Source organism: Comamonas sp. SY3 (genome assembly GCF_041730275.1).
GTDB classification, from domain to species: Bacteria; Pseudomonadota; Gammaproteobacteria; order Burkholderiales; family Burkholderiaceae_C; genus Comamonas; species Comamonas sediminis.
In genome coordinates this window covers 22,497-43,163 of record NZ_JBGTYN010000018.1, presented here as the reverse complement: position 1 = coordinate 43,163, position 20,667 = coordinate 22,497, and the positions used below count along the sequence as shown (strand labels likewise).

The 20,667-nt window shown below is 65.1% G+C and carries 20 protein-coding genes; 10 read left to right on the top strand and 10 right to left on the bottom strand.

All coding sequences use genetic code 11. The annotated features are described in order from the left end of the window. Nucleotides 1-15: 15 nt before the first annotated feature. Complete coding sequence (locus tag ACCQ08_RS19190) at nt 16-558, top strand: DUF2867 domain-containing protein (RefSeq protein WP_373450673.1); 543 nt, start codon at nt 16-18, stop codon at nt 556-558. 90 nt (nt 559-648) lie between these two features. Continuing rightward, a complete protein-coding gene (locus ACCQ08_RS19185) occupies nt 649-1,752 on the top strand; it encodes a PLP-dependent cysteine synthase family protein (RefSeq protein ID WP_373450672.1) in 1,104 nt (367 codons plus the stop codon). Between the two features lie 80 nt (nt 1,753-1,832). On the opposite strand, the gene cysE is transcribed toward ACCQ08_RS19185, so the two are convergent. Continuing rightward, on the bottom strand, nt 1,833-2,612 hold the full coding sequence (gene cysE / locus ACCQ08_RS19180; protein ID WP_312415125.1) for a serine O-acetyltransferase: 780 nt from the start codon (nt 2,610-2,612) through the stop codon (nt 1,833-1,835). Nucleotides 2,613-2,651: 39 nt separating this feature from the next. Beyond that, nucleotides 2,652-3,461 (bottom strand): RNA methyltransferase, encoded by an 810-nt coding sequence (locus tag ACCQ08_RS19175; protein WP_373450671.1) that lies wholly within the window; start codon nt 3,459-3,461, stop codon nt 2,652-2,654. Between the two features lie 162 nt (nt 3,462-3,623). Between ACCQ08_RS19175 and ACCQ08_RS19170 the strand changes: the two genes are divergently transcribed. Beyond that, on the top strand, nt 3,624-4,535 hold the full coding sequence (locus ACCQ08_RS19170) for an inositol monophosphatase family protein (RefSeq protein WP_133858599.1): 912 nt from the start codon (nt 3,624-3,626) through the stop codon (nt 4,533-4,535). An 81-nt stretch (nt 4,536-4,616) separates the two neighbouring features. Here the strand turns inward: ACCQ08_RS19170 and ACCQ08_RS19165 are convergent, their stop codons facing one another. Then, nucleotides 4,617-4,997, bottom strand: a complete 381-nt coding sequence (locus ACCQ08_RS19165) for an RcnB family protein (protein WP_312527258.1) — start codon at nt 4,995-4,997, stop codon at nt 4,617-4,619. A gap of 499 nt (nt 4,998-5,496) precedes the next feature. Between ACCQ08_RS19165 and mutS the strand changes: the two genes are divergently transcribed. Next, nucleotides 5,497-8,136, top strand: coding sequence for a DNA mismatch repair protein MutS (mutS, locus tag ACCQ08_RS19160; RefSeq protein WP_373450670.1), 2,640 nt, complete (start codon nt 5,497-5,499; stop codon nt 8,134-8,136). Then, nucleotides 8,133-8,957, top strand: coding sequence for a proteasome-type protease (locus ACCQ08_RS19155; RefSeq protein WP_312531638.1), 825 nt, complete (start codon nt 8,133-8,135; stop codon nt 8,955-8,957). The genes mutS and ACCQ08_RS19155 overlap by 4 nt, the downstream gene beginning before the upstream one ends. 44 nt (nt 8,958-9,001) lie before the next feature. Here the strand turns inward: ACCQ08_RS19155 and ACCQ08_RS19150 are convergent, their stop codons facing one another. Continuing rightward, nucleotides 9,002-9,802 carry an IclR family transcriptional regulator gene (locus tag ACCQ08_RS19150; protein WP_312415108.1) on the bottom strand — a complete coding sequence of 267 codons (801 nt, stop codon included), beginning with the start codon at nt 9,800-9,802 and terminating at the stop codon, nt 9,002-9,004. Between the two features lie 230 nt (nt 9,803-10,032). Here ACCQ08_RS19150 and ACCQ08_RS19145 point away from each other — a divergent pair, with 230 nt between their 5' ends. Next, nucleotides 10,033-10,968, top strand: a complete 936-nt coding sequence (locus ACCQ08_RS19145) for a LysR family transcriptional regulator (RefSeq protein ID WP_239808922.1) — start codon at nt 10,033-10,035, stop codon at nt 10,966-10,968. Between the two features lie 107 nt (nt 10,969-11,075). Next, a complete protein-coding gene (locus tag ACCQ08_RS19140; RefSeq protein WP_312415103.1) occupies nt 11,076-11,786 on the top strand; it encodes a DNA/RNA non-specific endonuclease in 711 nt (236 codons plus the stop codon). Between the two features lie 79 nt (nt 11,787-11,865). On the opposite strand, the gene ACCQ08_RS19135 is transcribed toward ACCQ08_RS19140, so the two are convergent. The 3 genes from ACCQ08_RS19135 to ACCQ08_RS19125 all read right to left on the bottom strand — a co-directional run bounded on the left by ACCQ08_RS19135 (nt 11,866) and on the right by ACCQ08_RS19125 (nt 15,800). Next, nucleotides 11,866-13,008 carry a CaiB/BaiF CoA transferase family protein gene (locus ACCQ08_RS19135; protein ID WP_373450669.1) on the bottom strand — a complete coding sequence of 381 codons (1,143 nt, stop codon included), beginning with the start codon at nt 13,006-13,008 and terminating at the stop codon, nt 11,866-11,868. Between the two features lie 17 nt (nt 13,009-13,025). Beyond that, nucleotides 13,026-13,952: a tripartite tricarboxylate transporter substrate binding protein gene (locus ACCQ08_RS19130; protein ID WP_312463500.1), complete on the bottom strand. Its 927-nt coding sequence runs from the start codon at nt 13,950-13,952 to the stop codon at nt 13,026-13,028. 141 nt (nt 13,953-14,093) lie between these two features. Then, entirely contained in the window at nt 14,094-15,800 is a 1,707-nt protein-coding gene (locus tag ACCQ08_RS19125) for an acyl-CoA dehydrogenase family protein (RefSeq protein WP_373450668.1), read from the bottom strand. 198 nt (nt 15,801-15,998) lie between these two features. On the opposite strand from ACCQ08_RS19125, the gene ACCQ08_RS19120 reads away from it, so the two are divergent. Then, on the top strand, nt 15,999-16,898 hold the full coding sequence (locus ACCQ08_RS19120; protein ID WP_373450667.1) for a LysR substrate-binding domain-containing protein: 900 nt from the start codon (nt 15,999-16,001) through the stop codon (nt 16,896-16,898). On the opposite strand, the gene ACCQ08_RS19115 is transcribed toward ACCQ08_RS19120, so the two are convergent. Then, nucleotides 16,899-17,717: a nucleotidyltransferase domain-containing protein gene (locus ACCQ08_RS19115; RefSeq protein ID WP_312463495.1), complete on the bottom strand. Its 819-nt coding sequence runs from the start codon at nt 17,715-17,717 to the stop codon at nt 16,899-16,901. It abuts the gene before it with no gap. A 209-nt stretch (nt 17,718-17,926) separates the two neighbouring features. On the opposite strand from ACCQ08_RS19115, the gene bfr reads away from it, so the two are divergent. After that, complete coding sequence (gene bfr, locus ACCQ08_RS19110) at nt 17,927-18,391, top strand: bacterioferritin (protein ID WP_312415092.1); 465 nt, start codon at nt 17,927-17,929, stop codon at nt 18,389-18,391. A gap of 104 nt (nt 18,392-18,495) precedes the next feature. Here bfr and ACCQ08_RS19105 read toward each other — a convergent pair whose 3' ends face one another. After that, nucleotides 18,496-19,173, bottom strand: a complete 678-nt coding sequence (locus tag ACCQ08_RS19105; RefSeq protein WP_239808928.1) for a 7-cyano-7-deazaguanine/7-aminomethyl-7-deazaguanine transporter — start codon at nt 19,171-19,173, stop codon at nt 18,496-18,498. Between the two features lie 265 nt (nt 19,174-19,438). On the opposite strand from ACCQ08_RS19105, the gene ACCQ08_RS19100 reads away from it, so the two are divergent. After that, a complete protein-coding gene (locus ACCQ08_RS19100) occupies nt 19,439-19,732 on the top strand; it encodes a hypothetical protein (protein ID WP_239808929.1) in 294 nt (97 codons plus the stop codon). A 261-nt stretch (nt 19,733-19,993) separates the two neighbouring features. Here ACCQ08_RS19100 and ACCQ08_RS19095 read toward each other — a convergent pair whose 3' ends face one another. After that, nucleotides 19,994-20,443, bottom strand: coding sequence for a hypothetical protein (locus ACCQ08_RS19095; RefSeq protein WP_373450666.1), 450 nt, complete (start codon nt 20,441-20,443; stop codon nt 19,994-19,996). Nucleotides 20,444-20,667 lie beyond the last annotated feature (224 nt).

Below are 20,667 nucleotides of genomic sequence, written 5' to 3'. Positions count from 1 at the left end.
GCGCTCATCCACACCATGCCAAGCCAACCGCAAGAATGCCGTCCGCCTGCGGGCAGCCGCATCGCCCAACGCCTGGCCGGCGCGCATTTTCAGGATGCCTGGTGCATCCACACTGCGCAGACCGGCGCGCCCGCGCTGGCCTATTTTCTGGCCGCCGTCGCGCGCACGCCGCGCTGGATTGAGTGGTGCATGCAGGCCCGCAACCGGGTCGGTCACATCGTCGGGCTCAAGGACCTGGGCACCCTCTCCCAGATCGACCCGCAGCGCCCCGCCAGCGCCTACCAGCCAGGCGAGCGCGTGGGCGTATTTACCGTGCTGGAGAACCGCGCCGATGAAGCGCTGATCGGCGACAGCGACAAGCATCTGAACGTGTTGCTCAGCATCCACCGCGCGCCTGTGGCCGGCCGCGAGGACCAGGTCGCCATCACCATCACGACGGTGGTGCATGTCCACAACCTGCTCGGCCATTTGTACATGCTGCCAGTGGCGCCTATGCACCGGCGCATTGCGCCTGCGGTGCTGGCCGCCCTGGGGCGCGCACAGCCTGCACGCGCCTGAACGACGGAAGCAGCCATTGCGCTTGCCACGGCAGTGCAGGCAGCTCTGCCTGGATAGCCATTTTTTGTCATGGCGTCATAATCCATAGCCATGCAGCTCCACGACACCCCCACCACCAGCGCGCACGAGGTCAACAACCACCACGGATGGCGTGACCAGGCCATTGCCAAGATCGACGCTGATTACCAGCGCAGTGCCGACACCCACCTGATTCCGCTGAACCTGCCCTGCTATGGGCAGGCGGGGATTGATCTCTACCTCAAGGACGAATCCACCCACCCCACCGGCAGCCTCAAGCACCGGCTGGCGCGTTCGCTGTTTCTCTACGCGCTGTGCAATGGCTGGGTGCATGAGGGCACAACGATTGTCGAGGCCTCCAGCGGCTCCACGGCCGTGAGCGAGGCCTATTTTGCGCGCCTGCTGGGCCTGCCCTTTGTCGCGGTGATGCCGCAGTCCACCTCGCCCGAGAAGGTTGCGCAGATTGAATTTCTCGGCGGGCGCTGCCACTTTGTCGGCCATGCCGGCGAAGTCTATGATGCCGCCCGTGCGCTGGCCCAGCGCACCGGCGGCCACTACATGGACCAGTTTACCTATGCCGAACGCGCCACCGACTGGCGCGGCAACAACAACATCGCGCAGAGCATGTTCCAGCAGATGCGCATGGAGCGCCACCCCGTTCCGCGCTGGATCGTGGTGGGCGCAGGCACCGGGGGCACCAGCGCCACCATTGGCCGCTTTGTGCGCTACATGCGCTACAACAGCCAGGTCTGTGTGGCGGACCCGGAAGGCAGCGTATTCCATGCCTACTGGCGCAGCGGCGACGCCAGCCTGACAGCGCCTGGCTCGCGCATCGAGGGCATCGGCCGCCCGCGCGTGGAGCCCAGCTTCATCCGTGGCGTGGTGGACCATATGGAGGTCGTCAGCAACCGCGAATCGGTCACGGCCATGGCGCTGCTGGGCGATGTGCTGGGCCGCAAGGTGGGGCCTTCCACCGGCACCAACATGGTGGCCATGCTGCGCCTGGCCGATGGCATGCGCCAGCGGGGCGAAACCGGCTCGCTGCTCAGCCTGCTGTGCGACGCTGGCGAGCGCTACCTGCCCACTTACTACCACCGCGAATGGGTCAGCACCCATTTTGGCGACTGCGATGCCACGCAGCAGGCACTGCAGACCTTGCTGCACGGCCGGCACTGAGCCCCATCAGGTAACCACGCATCCAGTTGCGGCTCGCCCGGCAAAACAGCAGCGCGGTGCCGCTGGCGACCGAGCCCGGCTTACTTGCCAACCAGGTCGCTCAGCTTCTGGGCTTCAAACTCGGCTTCGCGCTGCGCATCGCAAGGCACGCAATCGCCCACCTTGCTCTGCACCGACAGCTTCTCGATGGCCGCCCAGAGCATGGTGATCTGCTGCTCGTGGCCGGCAGCGCTGTCGATGATGCCGCGCATGGCCTTGGACAGCGGGTCGTCCTCTTGCGTCACACCATAGGCGGCAAACTTCTGCTCTGCCGGGGCTTCGGTCACATCGGCACTGGCACCCTGGCGCGAGGCAATGATGCGGGCCGGAATGCCCACGGCCGTGGCACCGGCAGGCACGGGCTTGATGACCACCGCATTGCTGCCGATCTTCGCGCCATCGCCCACCTCAAAGCCGCCCAGCACCTTGGCGCCCGCTGCCACCACCACGTTCCTGCCCAAAGTGGGATGGCGCTTGGCGCCCTTGTAGAGCGTGGTGCCACCGAGCGTGACGCCGTGGTAGATGGTGCAGCCGTCGCCGACGACAGCCGTCTCACCGATCACGACACCCATGCCGTGGTCGATGAAGACATTGCGGCCAATCTGCGCGCCGGGGTGGATCTCGATGCCGGTCAGCCAGCGGGCCAGGTGCGAGATGAAACGGCCCGTCCATTTGAACCCATGGTTCCAGCACCAGTGCGCAGGGCGCTGCATCCAGATCGCATGCAGACCGGGATAACAGGTGACTACCTCCCAACGGCTGCGGGCAGCGGGGTCGCGGTCCAGGATGCACTGAATATCGGAGCGCAGGCGGTCAAACATGGAAACAATGGTTATATAAATATTCGAGGGTCCGCCAGTCTATCGTTTTGCGGCCTCGGCCGTGCGCAGCATAGCCTTGGCAACACCTCTCAGTATGTGGATTTCCTCCTGGGTCAGTTGCGCGCGGTTGAACATCTGGTTGAGCCGGGGCATCAGCTTCTTGGGGGCCTCGAGATCCAGAAAGCCGATCTCGGCCAGCGCCTGCTGCCAGTGCGCCAGCATGCCTGCCACCTGCTGCGCATCGGCGCGCTCGCCCCGGGCTGCGGCATCGCTCACGCCATAACCGCCCAGCGCCTGGCGCCAGTCATAGGCCACCACCTGCACCGCCGAGGCCAGGTTCAGCGAGCCAAAATCCGGATTGGTCGGAATCGACAGCGCCACATGGCAGCGGTACACATCCTCATTGGCCATGCCATAGCGCTCGCAGCCAAACAAGAAGGCCACGCCGGTCTCGCCGCTGGGGTGGGCGGCGGCATCGGTGGCGGCAGGAGCGGCATCTTCATCCAACGGACTAGGCGCAGGCTGGGCCGCCAGCGCGCCCTGCAGCAGCAGCGCAAAATGCTCGCGCGGCGTGCGGGCGGGCGGGCCAAAATCACGCGGGGTCATCGCGGTGGCGCACAGGTGGCTCATGCCATCCAGGGCCTCGTCCACCGACTGCACAATGCGGCAGTTGGCCAGCACATCGAGCGCGCCGCTGGCGCGTTGGATGGTTTCTTCCTTGCGCAGCACATTGCTCCAGCGCGGGCGCACCAGCACCAGGTCATCGAAACCCATGGTGTTGATGGCACGGGCGGCGGCGCCCACATTGCCGGCATGGCTGGTTTCGATCAGAACAAAACGGGTTTTCATAGACAGGTCGGGCAAAAAGGGGCATGTACCAGCGAAAAAAATCGAGCGCAGGTACAATCTAGCCCCTATTGTCGCTGCCGCATCGCCGGCCGCGATCTACCAGCCGCTCTTGCCCCAGCGTTTCGCAGCGTTTTTGCTGCCCCACTTACGCCCACACAATTTATGTCGTCCTCCTCCCTGCACCCCATGCTCAACATGGCCATCAAGGCCGCTCGCGCTGCTGGCGCCATCATCAACCGTGCCGCGCTTGACGTGGAATCGGTGCGGGTTTCGACCAAACAGGTGAACGACTTTGTGACCGAAGTGGACCAGGCCTCCGAGCAAGCGATCATCGAGACCCTGCTGACCGCCTACCCTGACCACGGCATCCTCGCCGAAGAATCGGGCAACGAATACGGCAACCCCCGCTCCAACCACATCTGGATCATCGATCCGCTGGACGGCACCACCAACTTCATCCACGGCTTCCCCGTCTACTGCGTCAGCATCGCGCTGGCCGTGAACGGCCGCATCGAGCAAGCCGTCGTCTACGACCCCACCCGCAACGACCTGTTCACCGCCACCCGTGGCCGTGGCGCGTTCCTGAACGAGCGCCGCATCCGCGTGTCCAAGCGCACCCTGCTGCGCGACACCCTGATCACCACCGGCTTCCCCTTCCGTCCAGGCGACAACTTCAAGCAGTACATGGCCATGCTGGGCGATGTGATGCAGCGCACCAGCGGCGTGCGCCGCCCTGGCGCAGCGGCACTGGACCTGGCCTATGTGGCCGCTGGTTTCAGCGATGGTTTCTTTGAAACGGGCCTGAGCATCTGGGACGTGGCAGCCGGCTCGCTGCTGGTGACCGAGGCCGGTGGCCTGGTCGGCAACTTCACCGGTGAAGCCGACTTCCTGGAACAACGCGAAGTGCTGGCCGGCACGCCCCGCATTTACGGCCAGCTGGTGCCCATCCTTGCCAAGTACAGCAAGTTCGCCAGCGCTGGTGACAAGGCCGGCGTGCGCCAGGCGCTGAACGACGACGGTGCCGAGCCCGCTGCAGACACCCCGGCCGAGCCAGACGCCGAGCAAGCCGAGTAAACCTCCGCGCTCTCATACGACAAAGCCCGCAGGCCATGCCTGCGGGCTTTGTCTTTGGGCGATCAGAAAATCGACTAACTATCAGTTGCCAAACACGATCTGGGCGATCACGCCGGAGGCAATGGCCACCAGCAGGTAGTCACCGCCATTCTGGATCCAGTGGTATCCGCGTGGCGGTGCGCTCAAGCGGTGGCCACGCCAGTCGTTGACGACATAGCCGTGCGCCCGGTACTGCGGCGGCACCCGCGAGCCCTTGACCCAGCGGTGGTCCGGGCCGGCACCCCGGTGGTTGCGTACATCGGGCCGGTGCGAATCATGGCGGCGATCGGGCTGCGCATGGCCCCGGTTGTCGTAGCGGTGGGAGTCCTGCGCAGGGCGCGGCTGGGCTTGCACGCTGACGGCACCCGCACCCAAGGTCGCGACCAGCGCGGCAGCGGCTGCGCGGTTCATCCAAGTTGTCATTGCGTTTTTCATCGGGACCTCCTGTACTTGACGCAAGGCACCATCGCCTCGCTTGCAATCCATGATGGCGCAAGCAGCACCGCAAATAGGTAGGAATCTGCCAGCTTTACCGGAATTTTCGAGGCCGTGCAGCGGGCTTTACATTCGCATCGGGGTGTTAAATCTCTTCAAAAAGGGGGCGGGTAGGCCGGCGGTTTACGCCTGGGCGGATAAGGCCTGTGCCTCGCGTGAACGCCTGGAAAATTCGCGCTCCATCAGCGAGTGGATGCCAACTTGCTCCCGCCGATACGGTAATATGCACACCCCGCTCGGCCCCTGGGCCTCCGGCCAGCCTTGTATGATGCGCATTGCGGCCACAGGCAGACCGCCGCAGGCGCCCCGCCCCCGGGTGCGCTGCTGGTCAAGCCGCCTCGACAAGGCCCCTACCGACCCTCTTTACCCCTGCCATCCCGGGCTGGCTTCTTCCCCACCCGACCAACCATAGATGAGTTCAAACCCCATGGAAAATCCCACGCTTACCAAAGCCGATTTTTCATCGCATACCCCCATGATGCAGCAGTACCACGCTGCCAAAGTGGATCACCCCAACACCCTGCTGTTCTACCGCATGGGGGACTTTTACGAGCTGTTTTATGGCGATGCCGAGAAGGCCGCGCAGCTGCTCAATATCACCTTGACCCAACGCGGCCAGTCCGCCGGCCAGCCGATTCCGATGGCGGGCGTGCCCTTCCATGCGCTGGAGAACTACCTGGGCCGTTTGCTCAAGCTCGGCGAATCGGTAGCGATCTGCGAGCAGGTGGGCGAAGTGGGGGCCAGCAAGGGGCCGGTGGAGCGCAAGGTGGTGCGGGTCGTCACGCCAGGCACGGTGACCGACAGCGAGCTGATGAGCGACAAGGCCGAGGCCATGCTGCTGGTGGTGCACCAGGCCCAGCGCGCCCGCTGCGGCCTGGCCTGGCTGAGCGTGACCCAGGGCAAGATTTTCCTGGCCGAGTGCACCCATGAAGAGCTGCCCGCCTGGATTGCCCGCATCGCGCCCAGCGAAGTGGCCTACAGCGCCGGCGCCTCGCAGCGCTTTGAACAATCGCTGTACCAGCTGCGCAGCAGCGGCGTGCTGACCTGCCCGCTGGCGCTGCGCCCTGACTGGCAGTTCGACGAAAAGCTGGGCGAGCGCAAGCTGCTGGAGCAGCTGGGCGCCGCCAGCCTGCAGGCCTGGAATGCGCAGACCCTGTATGCCGCCCATGCGGCCGCTGGCGCGCTGCTCACCTATGCCGAGCACACCCAGGGCCGCAACCTGCCCCATGTGCAGACCATCCATGTCGTGCGCGACGATGCACTGATCGACCTGCCAGCGACCACGCGCCGCAACCTGGAGCTGGTCAAGACCTTGCGCGGTGAAGACAGCCCCACCTTGTTCTCGCTGATCGATACCTGCCAGACCGGCATGGGCAGCCGCCTGCTCAAGAGCTGGTTGCTCGAACCCAGCCGCGACCGCAGCGATGCGCGCGCGCGCCTGGGCGCCATCGGCGTGCTGCGCGGCGACAGCGACACGCTGTCTGCCGCACCGTGGCAGATCCTGCGCACCGAGCTCAAGGGCGTCTCCGATGTGGAGCGCATCACCGCCCGCATCGCGCTGCGCCAGGTGCGCCCGCGCGAGCTGGTGGCGCTGGGCCTGACCTTGCAAAAGGCGCAGCAGCTGGCGCGCAATGCCGCCGCACCTGCGCCGTTGCTGGGCGAGATTTTTGAGGCGCTGCAACCGCCCTTGGATGCGATGGAGCTGCTGATCCGCTCGATCGCGCCCGAGCCTGCGGCGCTGGTGCGCGATGGCGGCGTGATTGCCGAAGGCTTTGATGCCGAGCTGGACGAGCTGCGCGCGATCCAGACCAACTGCGATGCCTTTTTGCTGGACCTGGAGACGCGCGAGAAAGCGCGCACCGGCATCAGCAACCTGCGCGTGCAGTTCAACAAGGTGCATGGCTTCTATATCGAAGTCACCAGCAGCCACAAGGACAAGGTGCCCGACGACTACCGCCGCCGCCAGACCTTGAAGAACGCCGAGCGCTTTATCACGCCCGAGCTCAAGACCTTTGAGGACAAGGCGCTGTCGGCCCAGGAGCGCGCGCTGCAGCGCGAGAAATGGCTGTACGAGCAGGTGCTGGACCAGCTGCAGCCGCATGTGACGGCGCTGTGCCGCGTGGGCCAGGCGATTGCATCGCTGGATGCGCTGTGCGCACTCGCCGAGCGCTCGCTGACCTTGAACTGGTGCGCCCCCCAGTTTGTGCCCGAACCCTGCATCGACATCGATGCGGGCCGCCACCCGGTCGTGGAAGCACGCCTGGCCGAGACCTCCAACGCCTCGTTCATCGCCAACAACACGCGGCTGTCGAGCCTGCAGCGCCTGCAGATCATCACCGGCCCCAACATGGGCGGTAAATCGACCTATATGCGCCAGGTGGCGCTGATTGCGCTGCTGGCCAGCATGGGCAGCTATGTGCCTGCCACACGCTGCCTGCTCGGGCCGATCGATGCGATCCACACCCGCATCGGCGCGGCCGATGACCTGGCGAATGCCCAATCCACCTTCATGCTGGAGATGACCGAGGCCGCGCAGATCCTGCACAGCGCCACGCCCTACAGCCTGGTGCTGATGGACGAGATTGGCCGGGGCACCAGCACCTTTGACGGGCTGGCGCTGGCCAGCGGCATTGCGACGCACCTGCATGACAAGACCAAGGCGCTGGCCTTGTTCGCCACCCATTACTTTGAGCTGACCGAGCTGCCGGCCAAGGCCAAGCATGCGATCAACATGCATGTGGCCGCGACCGAGGCGGGCAGCGACATCGTGTTTTTGCACGAGCTGCAACCGGGCCCGGCCAGCCGCAGCTATGGTGTGCAGGTGGCCAAGCTCGCCGGCATGCCGGCGCCCGTGCTCAGCCACGCCCGCCATGCGCTGGCCGCGCTGGAGTCGCGCCAGCAGGCAGGCGACTCCCAGGTGGACCTGTTTGCCCAACCGGCTTCGGCCGAGACCCCGACCCCCAGCGCCGTCGAGGCGCAACTGCGCGAGCTGCAACCCGACACGTTGACACCGCGCGACGCACTCGATCTACTGTATTCACTCAAGCGACTCGCTGACAAGTCATGACCTATTGTGTAGCCATCAAGCTGAACGCCGGCCTGGTGTTCCTCTCCGACTCCCGTACCAATGCGGGCCTGGACCATATCAGCACCTTCCGCAAGATGATGGTGTATGAGAAGCGCGGCGAGCGCTTCATGGTGCTGCTGTCTGCCGGCAATCTGTCGATCTCGCAATCGGTGCGCGAGATTTTGCAGACCCAGCAGCTCGAAGACGAGAACGGCGGCCCGCCCATCACCATCTGGAACGCCAAGAGCATGTTCGACGCCACCCGCGTGCTCGGTGCCGCCGTGCGCCATATCCAGGAGCGCGACGGCAAGGCGCTGGAGCGCGCCGGCGTGGACTTCAACTGCAGCCTCGTGTTTGGCGGCCAGATTGCCGGCGAGAGCCCGCGCCTGTTCCAGGTCTACTCGGCTGGCAACTTCATCGAGGCCACGGCCGAGACGCCCTATTTCCAGATCGGCGAGGCCAAGTACGGCAAGCCGGTGCTCGACCGCGTATTGACGCCGACGACGCCGCTCAACGAAGCGGCCAAATGCGCGCTGGTCTCCATGGACAGCACGCTCAAATCCAACCTGTCGGTGGGCCTGCCGCTGGACCTTGTGGTCTACGACACCGACGCGCTCGCCTGCGACAACATCGCCTGCATCGACGAGTTCAACCAGTACTTCCGCATGGTGCGCAACACCTGGGGCGACAAGCTGCGCCAGGCCTTTGACAGCATCGAAGACCCGCACTGGGACAGTGGCGACAATGCAGCGTCGATCCAGCCGGACAGCAGCGCGATCCGGCCGGTAAAGAAGATCACCAACTCCAACGTGATGCTCTAAATGGATGTGGTAGCGCGGGGCTCACAAGGCCCCAGCGCTGGCACTCAGCCATGCACCAGGTTCGGGTTCTGCGCCAGTTGCAGGGCAATCGCGCGGCAGGTGCGCAGCAGCGGCTGGATGTAGGCAGCCTGCACATCCTCACGCTGGCGGAACAGCAAGGTGCTGACGCTGATGGCGGCCACGGGGCTGCCGTCTGGCCCCAAGACGGCGGCGCCAAAGCAGTAGATGCCCTCCTCATTCTCCTGCGCATCGGTGGACCAGCCGCGCTCGCGCACCTCGTCCACCTGCTGCTGCAGCGCCTTGGCATCGCCCACGGTCTGCGCGGTCAGCGGCGCATAGCTCAGCGCTGCCATCAATGCGCTGGCCTCGGGCTGCGGCAATGCGGCCAGGTAGGCCTTGCCGACGGCGGTGGAGTACAGGTTCACGCTGGTGCCAATGCGCGATGACATCTGCACAGCGCTGTCGCTTTCGAGCTTTTCGATATAGACCATGCTGTGGCCCGACGGCACGGCGAAATGGATGGTCTCCTGTGTCGCATCGCGCAGATCACGCAGCGCCGGTGTAGCGGCCAGACGCAGGCCCGAGCGGCTCCAGCTGCGGCTGGCCAGTTGCACCAGGCGCGGGCCCAGGGTCCAACAGCGCGTCGACCCGGCCTCCACCAGCATGCGCTCGGCCTGCAGCGCCGCCACGATGCGGTGCACTGTGGGCCGCGGAAAGCCCGTCGCCTTGGCTATTTCTGCAATGCCCAGGGGCTCGCTGCTGTCGGCCACCAGTTGCAGCACACGCATGAACTTGGAAAACGCTGCCGTGCCGGCAACACTGCTTTCAGAAGACGAAGTAGCCATGTTTGGATCCCATACTGCGCAGAGCATACCCCAGCGCAGGCCAGGTCACGGCGGCCAGCCGCAGGCGATGCACGGTTTGCGCAGGGCGGCATGCCTGCGGCCGTCGCAGCCCTGCTCTGGCCGAAGCATTCATTTTTTCCATAGGCATGCGGAGCAGCACCTTTTGCAGCAATGCATTCCGAACAGTGACTCTGGAAAATCCGTATCCACGATGCCGGCGGCCCGTTACGATGTCGCATCCCCACGCTCCGCTGCCCTCGTCCGCCATGCGCTTTGACCTGCAAGACCTGCGCCTTTTTGTCCATACGCTGGAGTCCGGCACCATCACCCAGGGGGCCGAGCGTTGCCATATCACGTTGGCATCGGCCAGCGAGCGCATCCGGGGCATGGAGACGGTGCTGGGCGCGCCGCTGCTCCACCGCAGCAAGCGCGGGGTAACAGCCACCGAAGCGGGTGCCGTGCTGCTACCCCATGCACGCCGCATGCTGCTGCAGATGGAGCAGCTGGCGGGCGACATGCAGGCCTTTGGCCAGGGCCTGGGCACGCGCATCGAGCTGCTGGCCAATACCTCGGCGATCAGCGAACACCTGATTGCGCCGCTGGGCGCCTTCATGCAGGCCAACCCGCAGCTGCGGCTGGAGCTGCGCGAATGCACCAGCGATGCAATTGCCCGTGCGCTGGTGGCCGGTGAAGCCGACATGGGCGTGCTCTCCAACGCCGTGCCTGCGGGCAGCCTGCACACCCAGGTCTGGCGCGATGACCCACTGGTGCTGCTGGGGACGACGCGCCTGTTGAGCGCCCTGCCCCAGGACGTGCAGCTGAACCACCTCAAGGACATTGCGCTGCTGGGCCTGCTGCCCCAGCATGCGCTGCACCAGCTGATGGCCGCGCAGGCGTTGCAGGCAGGTGTGGCGCTGCGCTACCGCGCCCTGGCCCCGCACCTGGAAGCGCTGTGCGACTGGGTCGCGATGGGCCTGGGCGCCGCACTGGTGCCACGCACTGCTGCAGAATGCGCCACCCTGCGCTGGCCCCAGGCCCGGCTGCGCCTGCGGCCGCTGAGCGCCGACTGGGCCGCGCGCCAGCTGGTGCTGGCCTGCCGCGATCCGGCTCAGCTGCCGCCCCAGGCGCTGCGCCTGTGGACGTTTTTGCAAGAGGCCGCCCACTAGCCAGCCGCAACGGGTACCCGCAGGCGCCCCCGTCAAGCCCCGCATAGCCGACGGCCTGCCCGGCCTTTGCGCCGGGCGCCCCGATCTTGTGCAACACTTGCGCGCTTATGTTTTCTCGCCTCTCTGTTTACCTGGCGCCCATGCTGCTGTGCGCCGCCGCCCCTGCCCTGGCTGCAGGCTTTGATGACTGTCCCCAGTTCTTTGCGGGCAAGCCCCCCAGTACCAGCGCCTACGGCCAGTTGCGCCCGCTGTGTTTTGAAGAGTTCGCAGTGCTGCACTCGGGCCAGACCAAGACACCCATCTTTGTGGCCCAGCGCCTGAACGCCCGCATGCTGGAGCAGGCCAAGGACCTGAAGCGCAGCGACAAGTTCTACCCCGAAGCGCGGCTGCCCGAGCGCGAACGCGCCCAGCTGTCGGACTACCGGCGCTCCGGCCTCAGCCGTGGCCATATGGCTGCCGCTGGTGACATGAGCACCAAGTACGGCAAGGCCCAAAGCTACTCGCTGGCCAATATGGTGCCGCAGGACCCGACCCAGAACGGCAAGCCCTGGTCGCAGATCGAGCAGGACACGCGCCGCTATATCCGCCGCGCCCAGGGCGATGTGTTTGTCATCACCGGCCCGGTGTTTGGCAAGCAGCGGCGCACCATTGGCGAAGGCCAGGTCTGGGTGCCCGACGCCGTGTTCAAGATGGTCTACGACCCGGCCACCGGCCAGCGCTGGGTGCATCTGCAGGACAACCAGCCATCGGCCAAGGCCGGCAAGCCCCTGAGCTACGAAGAGTTTGTGCAGCGCACGGGCATTCGCCTGCTGGACTGAGCACCGCCCTCTCGCCCACAAAAAAGGCTCATGCTGCAGTGCGCAGGCATGGGCCTTTTTTGCGGGTTGACGGTGCAGATCAGTGGTCGTTGGCGGCATCCAGGAACGCCGTGCCCTCGGTCAGCGGCGCAAAGCGGTAGGACGCGGGCGTGCGGCTGAGCTTGACCGGAGCGCCCAGGCCGGTGTAGTCGCCCATCTTCACGACCATCTCGCGGTGCGCAGTATGCGGGGCTTGCAAGGCCTGCTCCACATTCAGCACCGGCGCGGCGGGCACGCCGATGGCCATCAGGTCTTCGGCGAGTTGCACGCCGTCATGTGCGGCAAACGCTTGCTCCAGCAGCGGCTTGAGCGCATCGCGGTGGACCGAGCGCTGGCCGGCGGTGGCAAAGCGCGGGTCGTCGGCCAGGCCCTCCTGCCCCAGGTGCTGGCACATCAGGCGGAACTGGCGGTCGTTGCCCACAGCCAGAAAAATCGGCGCCTTGCCGGTGTTCACAACATCGTAGGGGTAGATGTTGGGGTGGGCATTGCCGGAGCGGCCAGGGATCTTGCCGTTCATGAACCAGTTGGCGGCATGCGGGTGCAGCAGCGAGATGCCGGCGTCGTACAGCGAGGCATCGACCAATTGGCCCAGGCCGCTGCGGCCGCGCTCATGCAGCGCCAGCAGCACGCCGATGACGGCATTGAGGCCGGTGACCATGTCGACCACCGGCAGGCCCACGCGCAGCGGGTCGCGGTCGGCCTCGCCGTTGATGCTCATCAGCCCGGCCATGGCCTGGATGGCGGCGTCATAACCGGGCAGGCTGCCCAGCGGGCCATCGGCACCAAAGCCAGTGACACGGCACCAGACCAGGTGCGGAAACTGCTGCTGCATCTGCTCGTAGCCAATGCCCCACTTCTCCATCGTGCCGGTCTTGAAGTTCTCGACCACCACATCGGCCTGTGCCATCAAGGCGCGCACCTGGGCCTGGCCTTCGGCACTGGCCAGGTCCATGAACTGCACGCGCTTGTTGCGGTTCAGCCCCAGGTAATACGAGGCCACGCCATCGCGGAACGGCGGGCCCCAGCTGCGCGTGTCGTCGCCTTGCGGCGGCTCGACCTTGAGCACATCGGCACCATGGTCACCCAGGATCTGGCCGCACAGCGGCCCGCCCAGAATACGCGAGAGATCGAGCACCTTGATGCCCTGCAAAGCGCCACCATGGGCCGCCTGTGTTGTTGTCATGTCCGTTTTCCGTTGGGTCAGTCCAGCGTCACACCCGACTGCTGAACCACTGCCTGCCACTTGTCCACTTCGGTGGCGATGAAGCGCCCCAGGTAGGCAGGCGAGCGATCGGGTGATGCCTCCAGGCCCTGCGCGGCAAAGGCCTTTTTCACACTGTCCGAATCCAGCGCCTTGGAGAAGGCCTGGTTGAGCACCTGCACACGCTCGGGCGGCGTGCCCTTGGGAGCCACAACACCGAAGAAGACACTCACGTCATACCCGGCCATGCCCTGCTCGGCCACGGTGGGAATGTCGGGCAAGGCGCTGGAGCGGCGCGCGGTGGCGACGCCCAGCGGCTTGACCTTGCCTGCCTTGATATAGGGCATGGCCGTGAGGATATCCGTAAAGCTCATGTCGACCTGTCCCGCCAGCAAATCATTGAGCGCCGGGCCCGTGCCCTTGTAAGGGATGTGCTGCAGCTTGGTGCCGGCCAGGTTGTTGAACAGGACCCCGGCCAGGTGCGACGAAGCGCCATTGCCCGACGACGCGAAATTGAGCTTGCCCGGATGGGCCTTGTCCAGCGCGATCAGGCCCTGCACGTTGTCGGCCGGCAGGCTCGCCTTGACGACCAGGATATTGGGCAGGTAGCCCACATAGATGATGGGCGCGTAGCTGGTGCGCGGGTCGTAGCTGATCGACTTGTACAGGCTCTTGTTGATCGCCAGCGGGCCCGAGGTGCCGAACATGATGGTGTAGCCATCGGGCTTGGCGCGCGCCACATACTCGGCGCCGATATTGCCGCCCGCGCCCGCGCGGTTTTCCACCACCACGCTCTGGCCCAGCTCGCGCGTCAGCTCCGTCGCCAGAATGCGGGCCATCGCATCGGTGGGGCCACCGGGCGGGAAAGGCACGGTGAACATGATCGGGCGGTCGGGAAACTTGTCAGCGGCCTGCGCCGATGCCATACCCAGGCCACCCAGGCAAGCGAGGGCGAGCGCGGCCGCGTTCAACGAAAATTTTTGCATTTTGTCTCCATGGATTCAGGAATGCAGGTCTGGTGCCTGCGTGTTGATCTCGGCATCGGCACCGGTCTGCGGACAGGCAAATCAGGCCAGCCACTCTTGCGGAATGGACTCGCTGGCCAGCGGGTCGCGCGGCAGCACCCGGTGCAGCAGCACCAGTTGCGACAGGCGCAGGCGCTCGGCCGATGCGATCTGGCCGGCTTCCCAGGCCATCGCAATGGCGGTGGTGCAGTTGTACAGACCGGTGGCGGCCTGGCGGGCCAGCACCGCGCCGCCGTCTTGCGCGGCACGCTCGGCCAGCGCACTGGCGCGGGCCAGTGCGGCATCCAGCGCCTGGCGGTAGCCGGCACTGGTGCGGCAGTCCGCCAGCAGGCCTTGCAGGTAGGCCTGCAGCACCGGCAGCGAGCCTTCACGCTGGATGGCGCGCACAACATCGAGCGCGACGATATTGCTGGTGCCTTCCCAGATGGAGCCCAGGTGCGCATCGCGCACCAGGCGGGGATCCGTCCATTCCTCGATGTAGCCGCAGCCGCCGCGCACTTCCATCGCGTCACCGGTCACCTTGCGCGCATCGCGGCAGGCGCGGAACTTGATCATCGGCGTCAGGATGCGCAGCAGCGCATAGGCCTCCTTGTCGCCCGCGTCCGAGCGCATCAGGGTCTGCGCGGTCTGGAACACCATCGACCGCGCCTGCTCGGCGGGCACGCGCAGCTTGTCCAGCTGGCGCTGCATCAGCGGCATGTCCTGCAGGCGCTTGCCAAAGGCCACGCGCTCGCTGGCCACAAACTCGGCTTCGGCGACAGCGCGGCGCATCATGCCGGCCGAGCGCACGCCGTTGGACAGGCGCGAGTTGTTGACCATGTCGGCCATCTGCACAAAGCCCCGGCCCTGCTCGCCAATCAGGTAGGCCATCGCGCCTTCCATGCGGATCTCGCCGCTGGCCATTGACTTGGTGCCCAGCTTGTCCTTGAGGCGGATGATGCGGTAGTGGTTCTGGCTGCCGTCATCGAGCTGGCGGGGCAGCAGGAACAGCGAAATGCCCTTCATGCCAGCGGGTGCGCCGTCGACACGGGCCAGCACCATCGCAAACTCGGCATCGGGGTTGGAGCAGAACCACTTGTCGCCCGTCACCCGCCAGCTGCCGTCGGCCTGCGGTTGCGCCAGGGTCTGGGTATTGGAGATGTCGGAGCCGGCGGCCTGCTCGGTCATGAACATGGCGCCCTGGGCCTGGCTGTCCCAGTCCAGCGACAGCAGCTGCGGCAGGTACTTGGCGACCAGCTCCGGCGCACCGAATTTCTTCAACGTGCGGGTCAGCGAGTCGGTCATCGACAAGGGGCAGCACAGGCCAAACTCGGACTGCACGAACAGGTAGGTCAGCGCATATTTGACGATGGGCGGCATCTTGCCCTGCCAGCCCAGCATGTCGTCGCGGTGCGAGATCGCCTGCAGCCCGAATTCGCCATAGGCGATGCGCTCCAGCTCTTCATAGGCCGGGTGCTTGATGATGCGCTGGCGGTCTTGACCGGCGCGGCTGCGGTGCTCCAGGGTGGGCGGGTTCTTGTCGGCAATGCTGGCCAGCTCGTCGATGCGGCCGCCGGCCAGCTCGCCCATGCGCTGCAGATAGGGCTGCAGATGGGCCAGCAGATCGGCGGGCAGGTAAAGCTGCAGCAGCTGCTGCAAAGCCGGGTCGGTGCTGTAGAAATTGCTGCCGTGGCGATCGGGCACGGGGTGGTCATGGGCGTGTGCCACCTGCGCGATGGCGCTGCGCTGGGATGGGTCCGGTGCGGACATGCGGGTCTCCTGATGGCGGGACTGGCGGGGCTGCGCTCGGGACGGAGTGCGCTGCCGGTCCGCGTGGTTACGCGTGTTTTATGCGTGGGTTCGCGCTCTGGTCGCGAGGTTTTGCGCCATTTCAGCAGCCGATGCTATTCGCGTCAAATATTATTAAAATCTTTATCGATACGTATTAAATATAGTTAGGAGCACCCCATGGAGCTGCGGCTGCTGAACTACTTCGCAACCCTGGCCGAAGAGCTGCACTTCAGCCGTGCAGCCCAGCGCCTGTCCATTTCGCAGCCGCCGCTGTCGGTCGCGATCCGCCAGCTGGAGGAAGAAATTGGCGCCGCGCTGTTCGAGCGCAGCAGCAAGGGCGTGCGCCTGACCGCTGCCGGCGCCCATCTGCTGCCACGCGCACGCCAGCTGCTGGCGCTGGCCGGGCAGGCCGTGCAGGAAACGCGGGATGTGGGCCAGGGCGTAAGCGGCCATCTGCGCCTGGGCTTTGTGGGCTCGGCGCTGTACCGGGGCGTGCCCCAGGCGCTGGCCCATTTTCAGAATGCGCATCCACAGGTGCGCATCGACATGCGCGAGCTCAACAGCGCCGAGCAGCTGCTGGGCCTGCAGCAGGCCGAGCTGGACATGGGCCTGGTGCATTCGGTGATGCTGCCCGAAGGCCTGCACAGCCAGTTGCTGATGCAAGAGCCCTTTGTGGCCTGCCTGCCGCGCCAGCATCCGCTGGCCGGCCATGCGGTGCTGGATTTGGCACAGCTCAGGCATGATCGCCTGGTGCTGTTTTCCAGCGCCGTCTCTCCGCTCTACCACCAGCGCATCTACCAGATGTGCATGGCCCATGGCTTTGCGCCCGAGGTGCGGCATGAGGTGCGGCACTGGCTGTCGGTGCTGTCGCTGGTGTCGCTGGGCCAGGGCTCGGCCATTGTGCCGGCCGCGCTGCAGCGTGTGGGCATGCCCGATGTGGTGTTCATCCCGCTGATGGGCGAGCAGCCGCAGTCCGAGCTGCTGGCCGTCTGGCGCAGCCAGCCCGACAACCCTTTGGTGCACAAGCTGCTGCTCAGCCTGCAATCGGCCGTGCAGGCAGTGGCGCAAGGCGCTTGATCAGCCCGTGTGGCCGCTGAGCACGGTGCGCAGCAGCAAGTCATCAAGCGGCGCAAAGTCCACGCTCGGCGTCTGCGGCGCCGGTGCGGCTTCCAGCTGCGCCAACGTGGTCTCGATAAAGGCATTGAGCACCGGCATTGCGGGGCCATGCTCGGACTCCTTGGCCGCACGCTTGACCACCAGCAGCGCCGCAATCGCGTCGAGCACCGCCGGATCGGCGACCGTGCCATCGACCAGATCCTGAAAGCGCATCGGCGCCACGCCCCGGCCTTCGGACACCCACAGGCAGGCCAGCAGCGGGCGCAGCACATACAGGTACTTTTTGAGCCGCACCGTCTCGCCCTGCAGGTACTCGCGGTAGTTCTTGCGCGCCATGTGCAGGTAGTGGTAGTGCGTGCGCTCGGGCAGGTGCACGCGCTCGATGGCGGCACGCATGTCGGCGACAAACAGCGGATCGGCCTGGTAGACCACCGGCGAATCAAACCATTCGATCAAGGTGGCATTGCCCTTTTTGAGCAGGCCCAGCGCCTTGCGCAGCTCCCAGCCATTGACATCGAACACATCGGAGATCGGCAGCTCGATCACATCGCGCTGCTCGCTGACGCTCAGGTACCACGGCAGGCGCGGCGCGTAGATGAAGCGCACATCGTAGTCACTGTCGGGCGAGGCAAAACCCCAGCCCCGGCTGCCGGACTCGCAGGCAAACAGGATGCGCACCTGGTGCTCGATCTCGATCTGCGCCAGTTTGGCCTCGATGCTGGCGCGCACCGCCGGGTCGATGGGGTGGACCTGCGCTTGCCAGGCGTCGGATGGGTTCATGCTCGCTCCCTTCAAAACCCCTGATCTTGCCAGAACCGCTGCGTCCCAGCCCCGGGCATCGTCCGCGCAGGCGGCACAGGCAATGCGAATGCATCTGCTTACGGCCCGCATCCAGAGCGGTGGTGCATGGGCATTTGGCTGCTCTCGCAACCAAGGCCACACAGACACGCGATACTGCAGGCTTCGCAAACTTTACCGAGAACAAGAACATGCAAGGCCATCCCGACGTCGTCGATTACCTCAAGGACCTGCTGCGTGGCGAGTTGGCCGCACGCGACCAGTACTTTGCCCACTCGCGCATTTACGAAGACCAGGGCTTCAGCAAGCTGTTCACCCGCCTGGACCATGAGATGCAGGAAGAAACCCAGCACGCCGATGCGCTGCTGCGCCGCATCCTGATGCTCGGTGGCCGTCCCGATATGCGCCCCAAGGAATTCACGCCCGGCGCCACCGTGCCCGAGATGCTGCAAAAGGACCTGGACACCGAATACGAAGTGCGCGCCGGCCTGCGCCAGGGCATGGAACTGTGCGAGAAGCACAGCGACTATGTGAGCCGCGACATTCTGCTGGCCCAGCTGCGCGATACCGAAGAGGACCACGCCTACTGGCTGGAAAAGCAGCTCGGCCTGATCAACATGATGGGCCTGCCCAACTACCTGCAAAGCCAGACCTGAAGCTACGCCGCGCCCATGCAAAAAGGCCGCCAGTATCTGGCGGCCTTTGTCATTGCAGCATATAGCCCAGAGCCCCCTCAGGCGCTGGCACCTGCCAAAGACATTCAGGATGCCGCAGCAGGCGCCGTCGGCATGCGCATCGAGCGCACCAGCGCGGCCAGTACCACGCCATAGGCGGGCACAAACAGCAGCAGGCTCACGGCCAGCTTGATGACATAGTCCACCAGCGCGATCTCCACCCAGTTGGCGGCCATGAAGGGATCGGCACTGCGCCAGAAGGCGATGGAGAAAAAGGCAGCGGTATCGAGCGCCTGGCCAAACACCGAGGCGGCAGCGGGCGCCATCCACCAGGCATGGCTCTTTTGGCGGATGCGGTCAAACACCTGGATGTCGAGCAGCTGGCCCAGCACATAGGCGGCAAAGCTGGCCAGCGCAATGCGGAACACAAAGCTGTTGAAGGTCTGCAGGGCCTCCCAGCCGTTGAAGCGCCCTTCATGGAAGATGACGCCGACGATATAGGACACCAGCAACGCAGGCAGCATGGCCCGGGTGATGACGCGGCGCGCCTCGGCCTTGCCAATCAGACGCACGGTCAGATCGGTTGCCAGAAAGATGAAGGGAAAGCTGAAGGCCCCCCAGGTGCTGTGAAAACCAAACAGCGAGATGGGCAGCTGCACCAGGTAGTTGCTGGCGATGACGATGGCGATATGGAAGGCCACCAGCAAGGACAGATAGAAGGGCACGCGAGATGCAGGGGTCTGCACGGCATGAGCGGAGTTCATGACATTCCTTTTTGGTCAATGGGGGCGAGGGAACCCATGGCTACGAAAAAATGGCCCGAGAACCACGCAGGTTCCTGGACTCAGGGGGGCGTATTGTATCCGTGCTGTGCAAAACCGGCCTCGGCGAGGGTGCAATCCCAGACCGCGAGTGCATGCGCGCGTCCGTCCCCGGCCACACCCATGCAGAGGCCGATGATAAAAACCTGTACAAATAAACAGTTAACAGAGATACTAAGCACTGTTTATTTAAACAGTCATCTAATCTATGGAAGTCTCTACCCCGATCGCCATCAGCCTGCAGGATTGCCACGGCATTGATCCCGCCCTCAAGCACCGCGCCGAAGCGCGCTTTGCCAGAGAGATCGGCAAGTTTTTCCCCGATGAGCAAGACATGCTGGAAGCGCTGAGTGCCTACACCGATGCTGCCGAAGGCGGCGAGATCTCTGCCCGCCAAGAGGTGCTGGCACGCGCCTGGCTCAAGGCCTTTGACAAGGCACGGCAGGCAGGCTTTCAGGGGATTGGCGTCGAAGAGGCGTACTTCGACGTGCGCCTGGGTTAGGGACCCTCTACAAAACTCCCTGCCGTGGTCTGAACGCGGTCTCGGGCGATCCGCTGCGTTGTCTTCCTTGTCAATAGCTCGCTATTGACTGCGAAAGACGCCTTGCGGCTCATCCCGATCCGCGCCCATCCCGCTTGGCGAGGGTTTTGCAGAGGATCCCCCGGCCCTCTCGGCTTGGGCAGCCTTGCATCAAAGGCTGCTCAAGGCTTCCCTACAAAGGCGGGCGTTTGGCGCTTGTACGCCCTGCCCGCTGTGCGTTGATCAGCGCGCGCAGCTGAGTGATTCCCGCCAGCTGGGCTCGCTCACCATGCGCTTTTGCGACTGCAAGGTGTCGCGGCAGAGGTTTTCCAGCGTACTGCGGTTGCCCGGGTCATTCCAGTCCCAGGGACTGGCGCCGGCCAAGGCCAGCGCTTGTTGCGCACGCCGGCTTTGGCTGCGCACATCCTGCTCGATGCCCTGGTGCGCGGCCAGAAAATCGGCGCTGCTCTGGGCGGTTTCATCGGCCCGCAAAAAACCTGCGCTTTCGCAGCGCTGCACCTGGTACCAGTTGTCCAGTGCATACATCACGGCGCCTTCACAGGGCGTCGCCTGCGCGCTGGTGACCTCGGCAGAGGCGGCGCTGTCCGTGGCGCCATCCTGCACTTGCGCCAGGCTGGCACTGGCCATCACTCCAGGCACCAGCAGCGCCACCACATATTTCCACATCTTCATCGGACTCATTTCTCCCGTCGGGCATTTCAAAACTTGGGCAAATAAACCTGGCATGCCAGGCCTGCAGACGCACAGGCGTCAGCCTGCGGCCAGCGAACATTGTGCATACCTCCGCTTTTTTTGCACGGGGCAGCACGCAAAACCTAAATACATGGCATAAAAAAAACCCGCCGAAGCGGGTTGGAAGGGCAGAGGCTGCAAACCCCTGCACTTGGGCCAAAAGG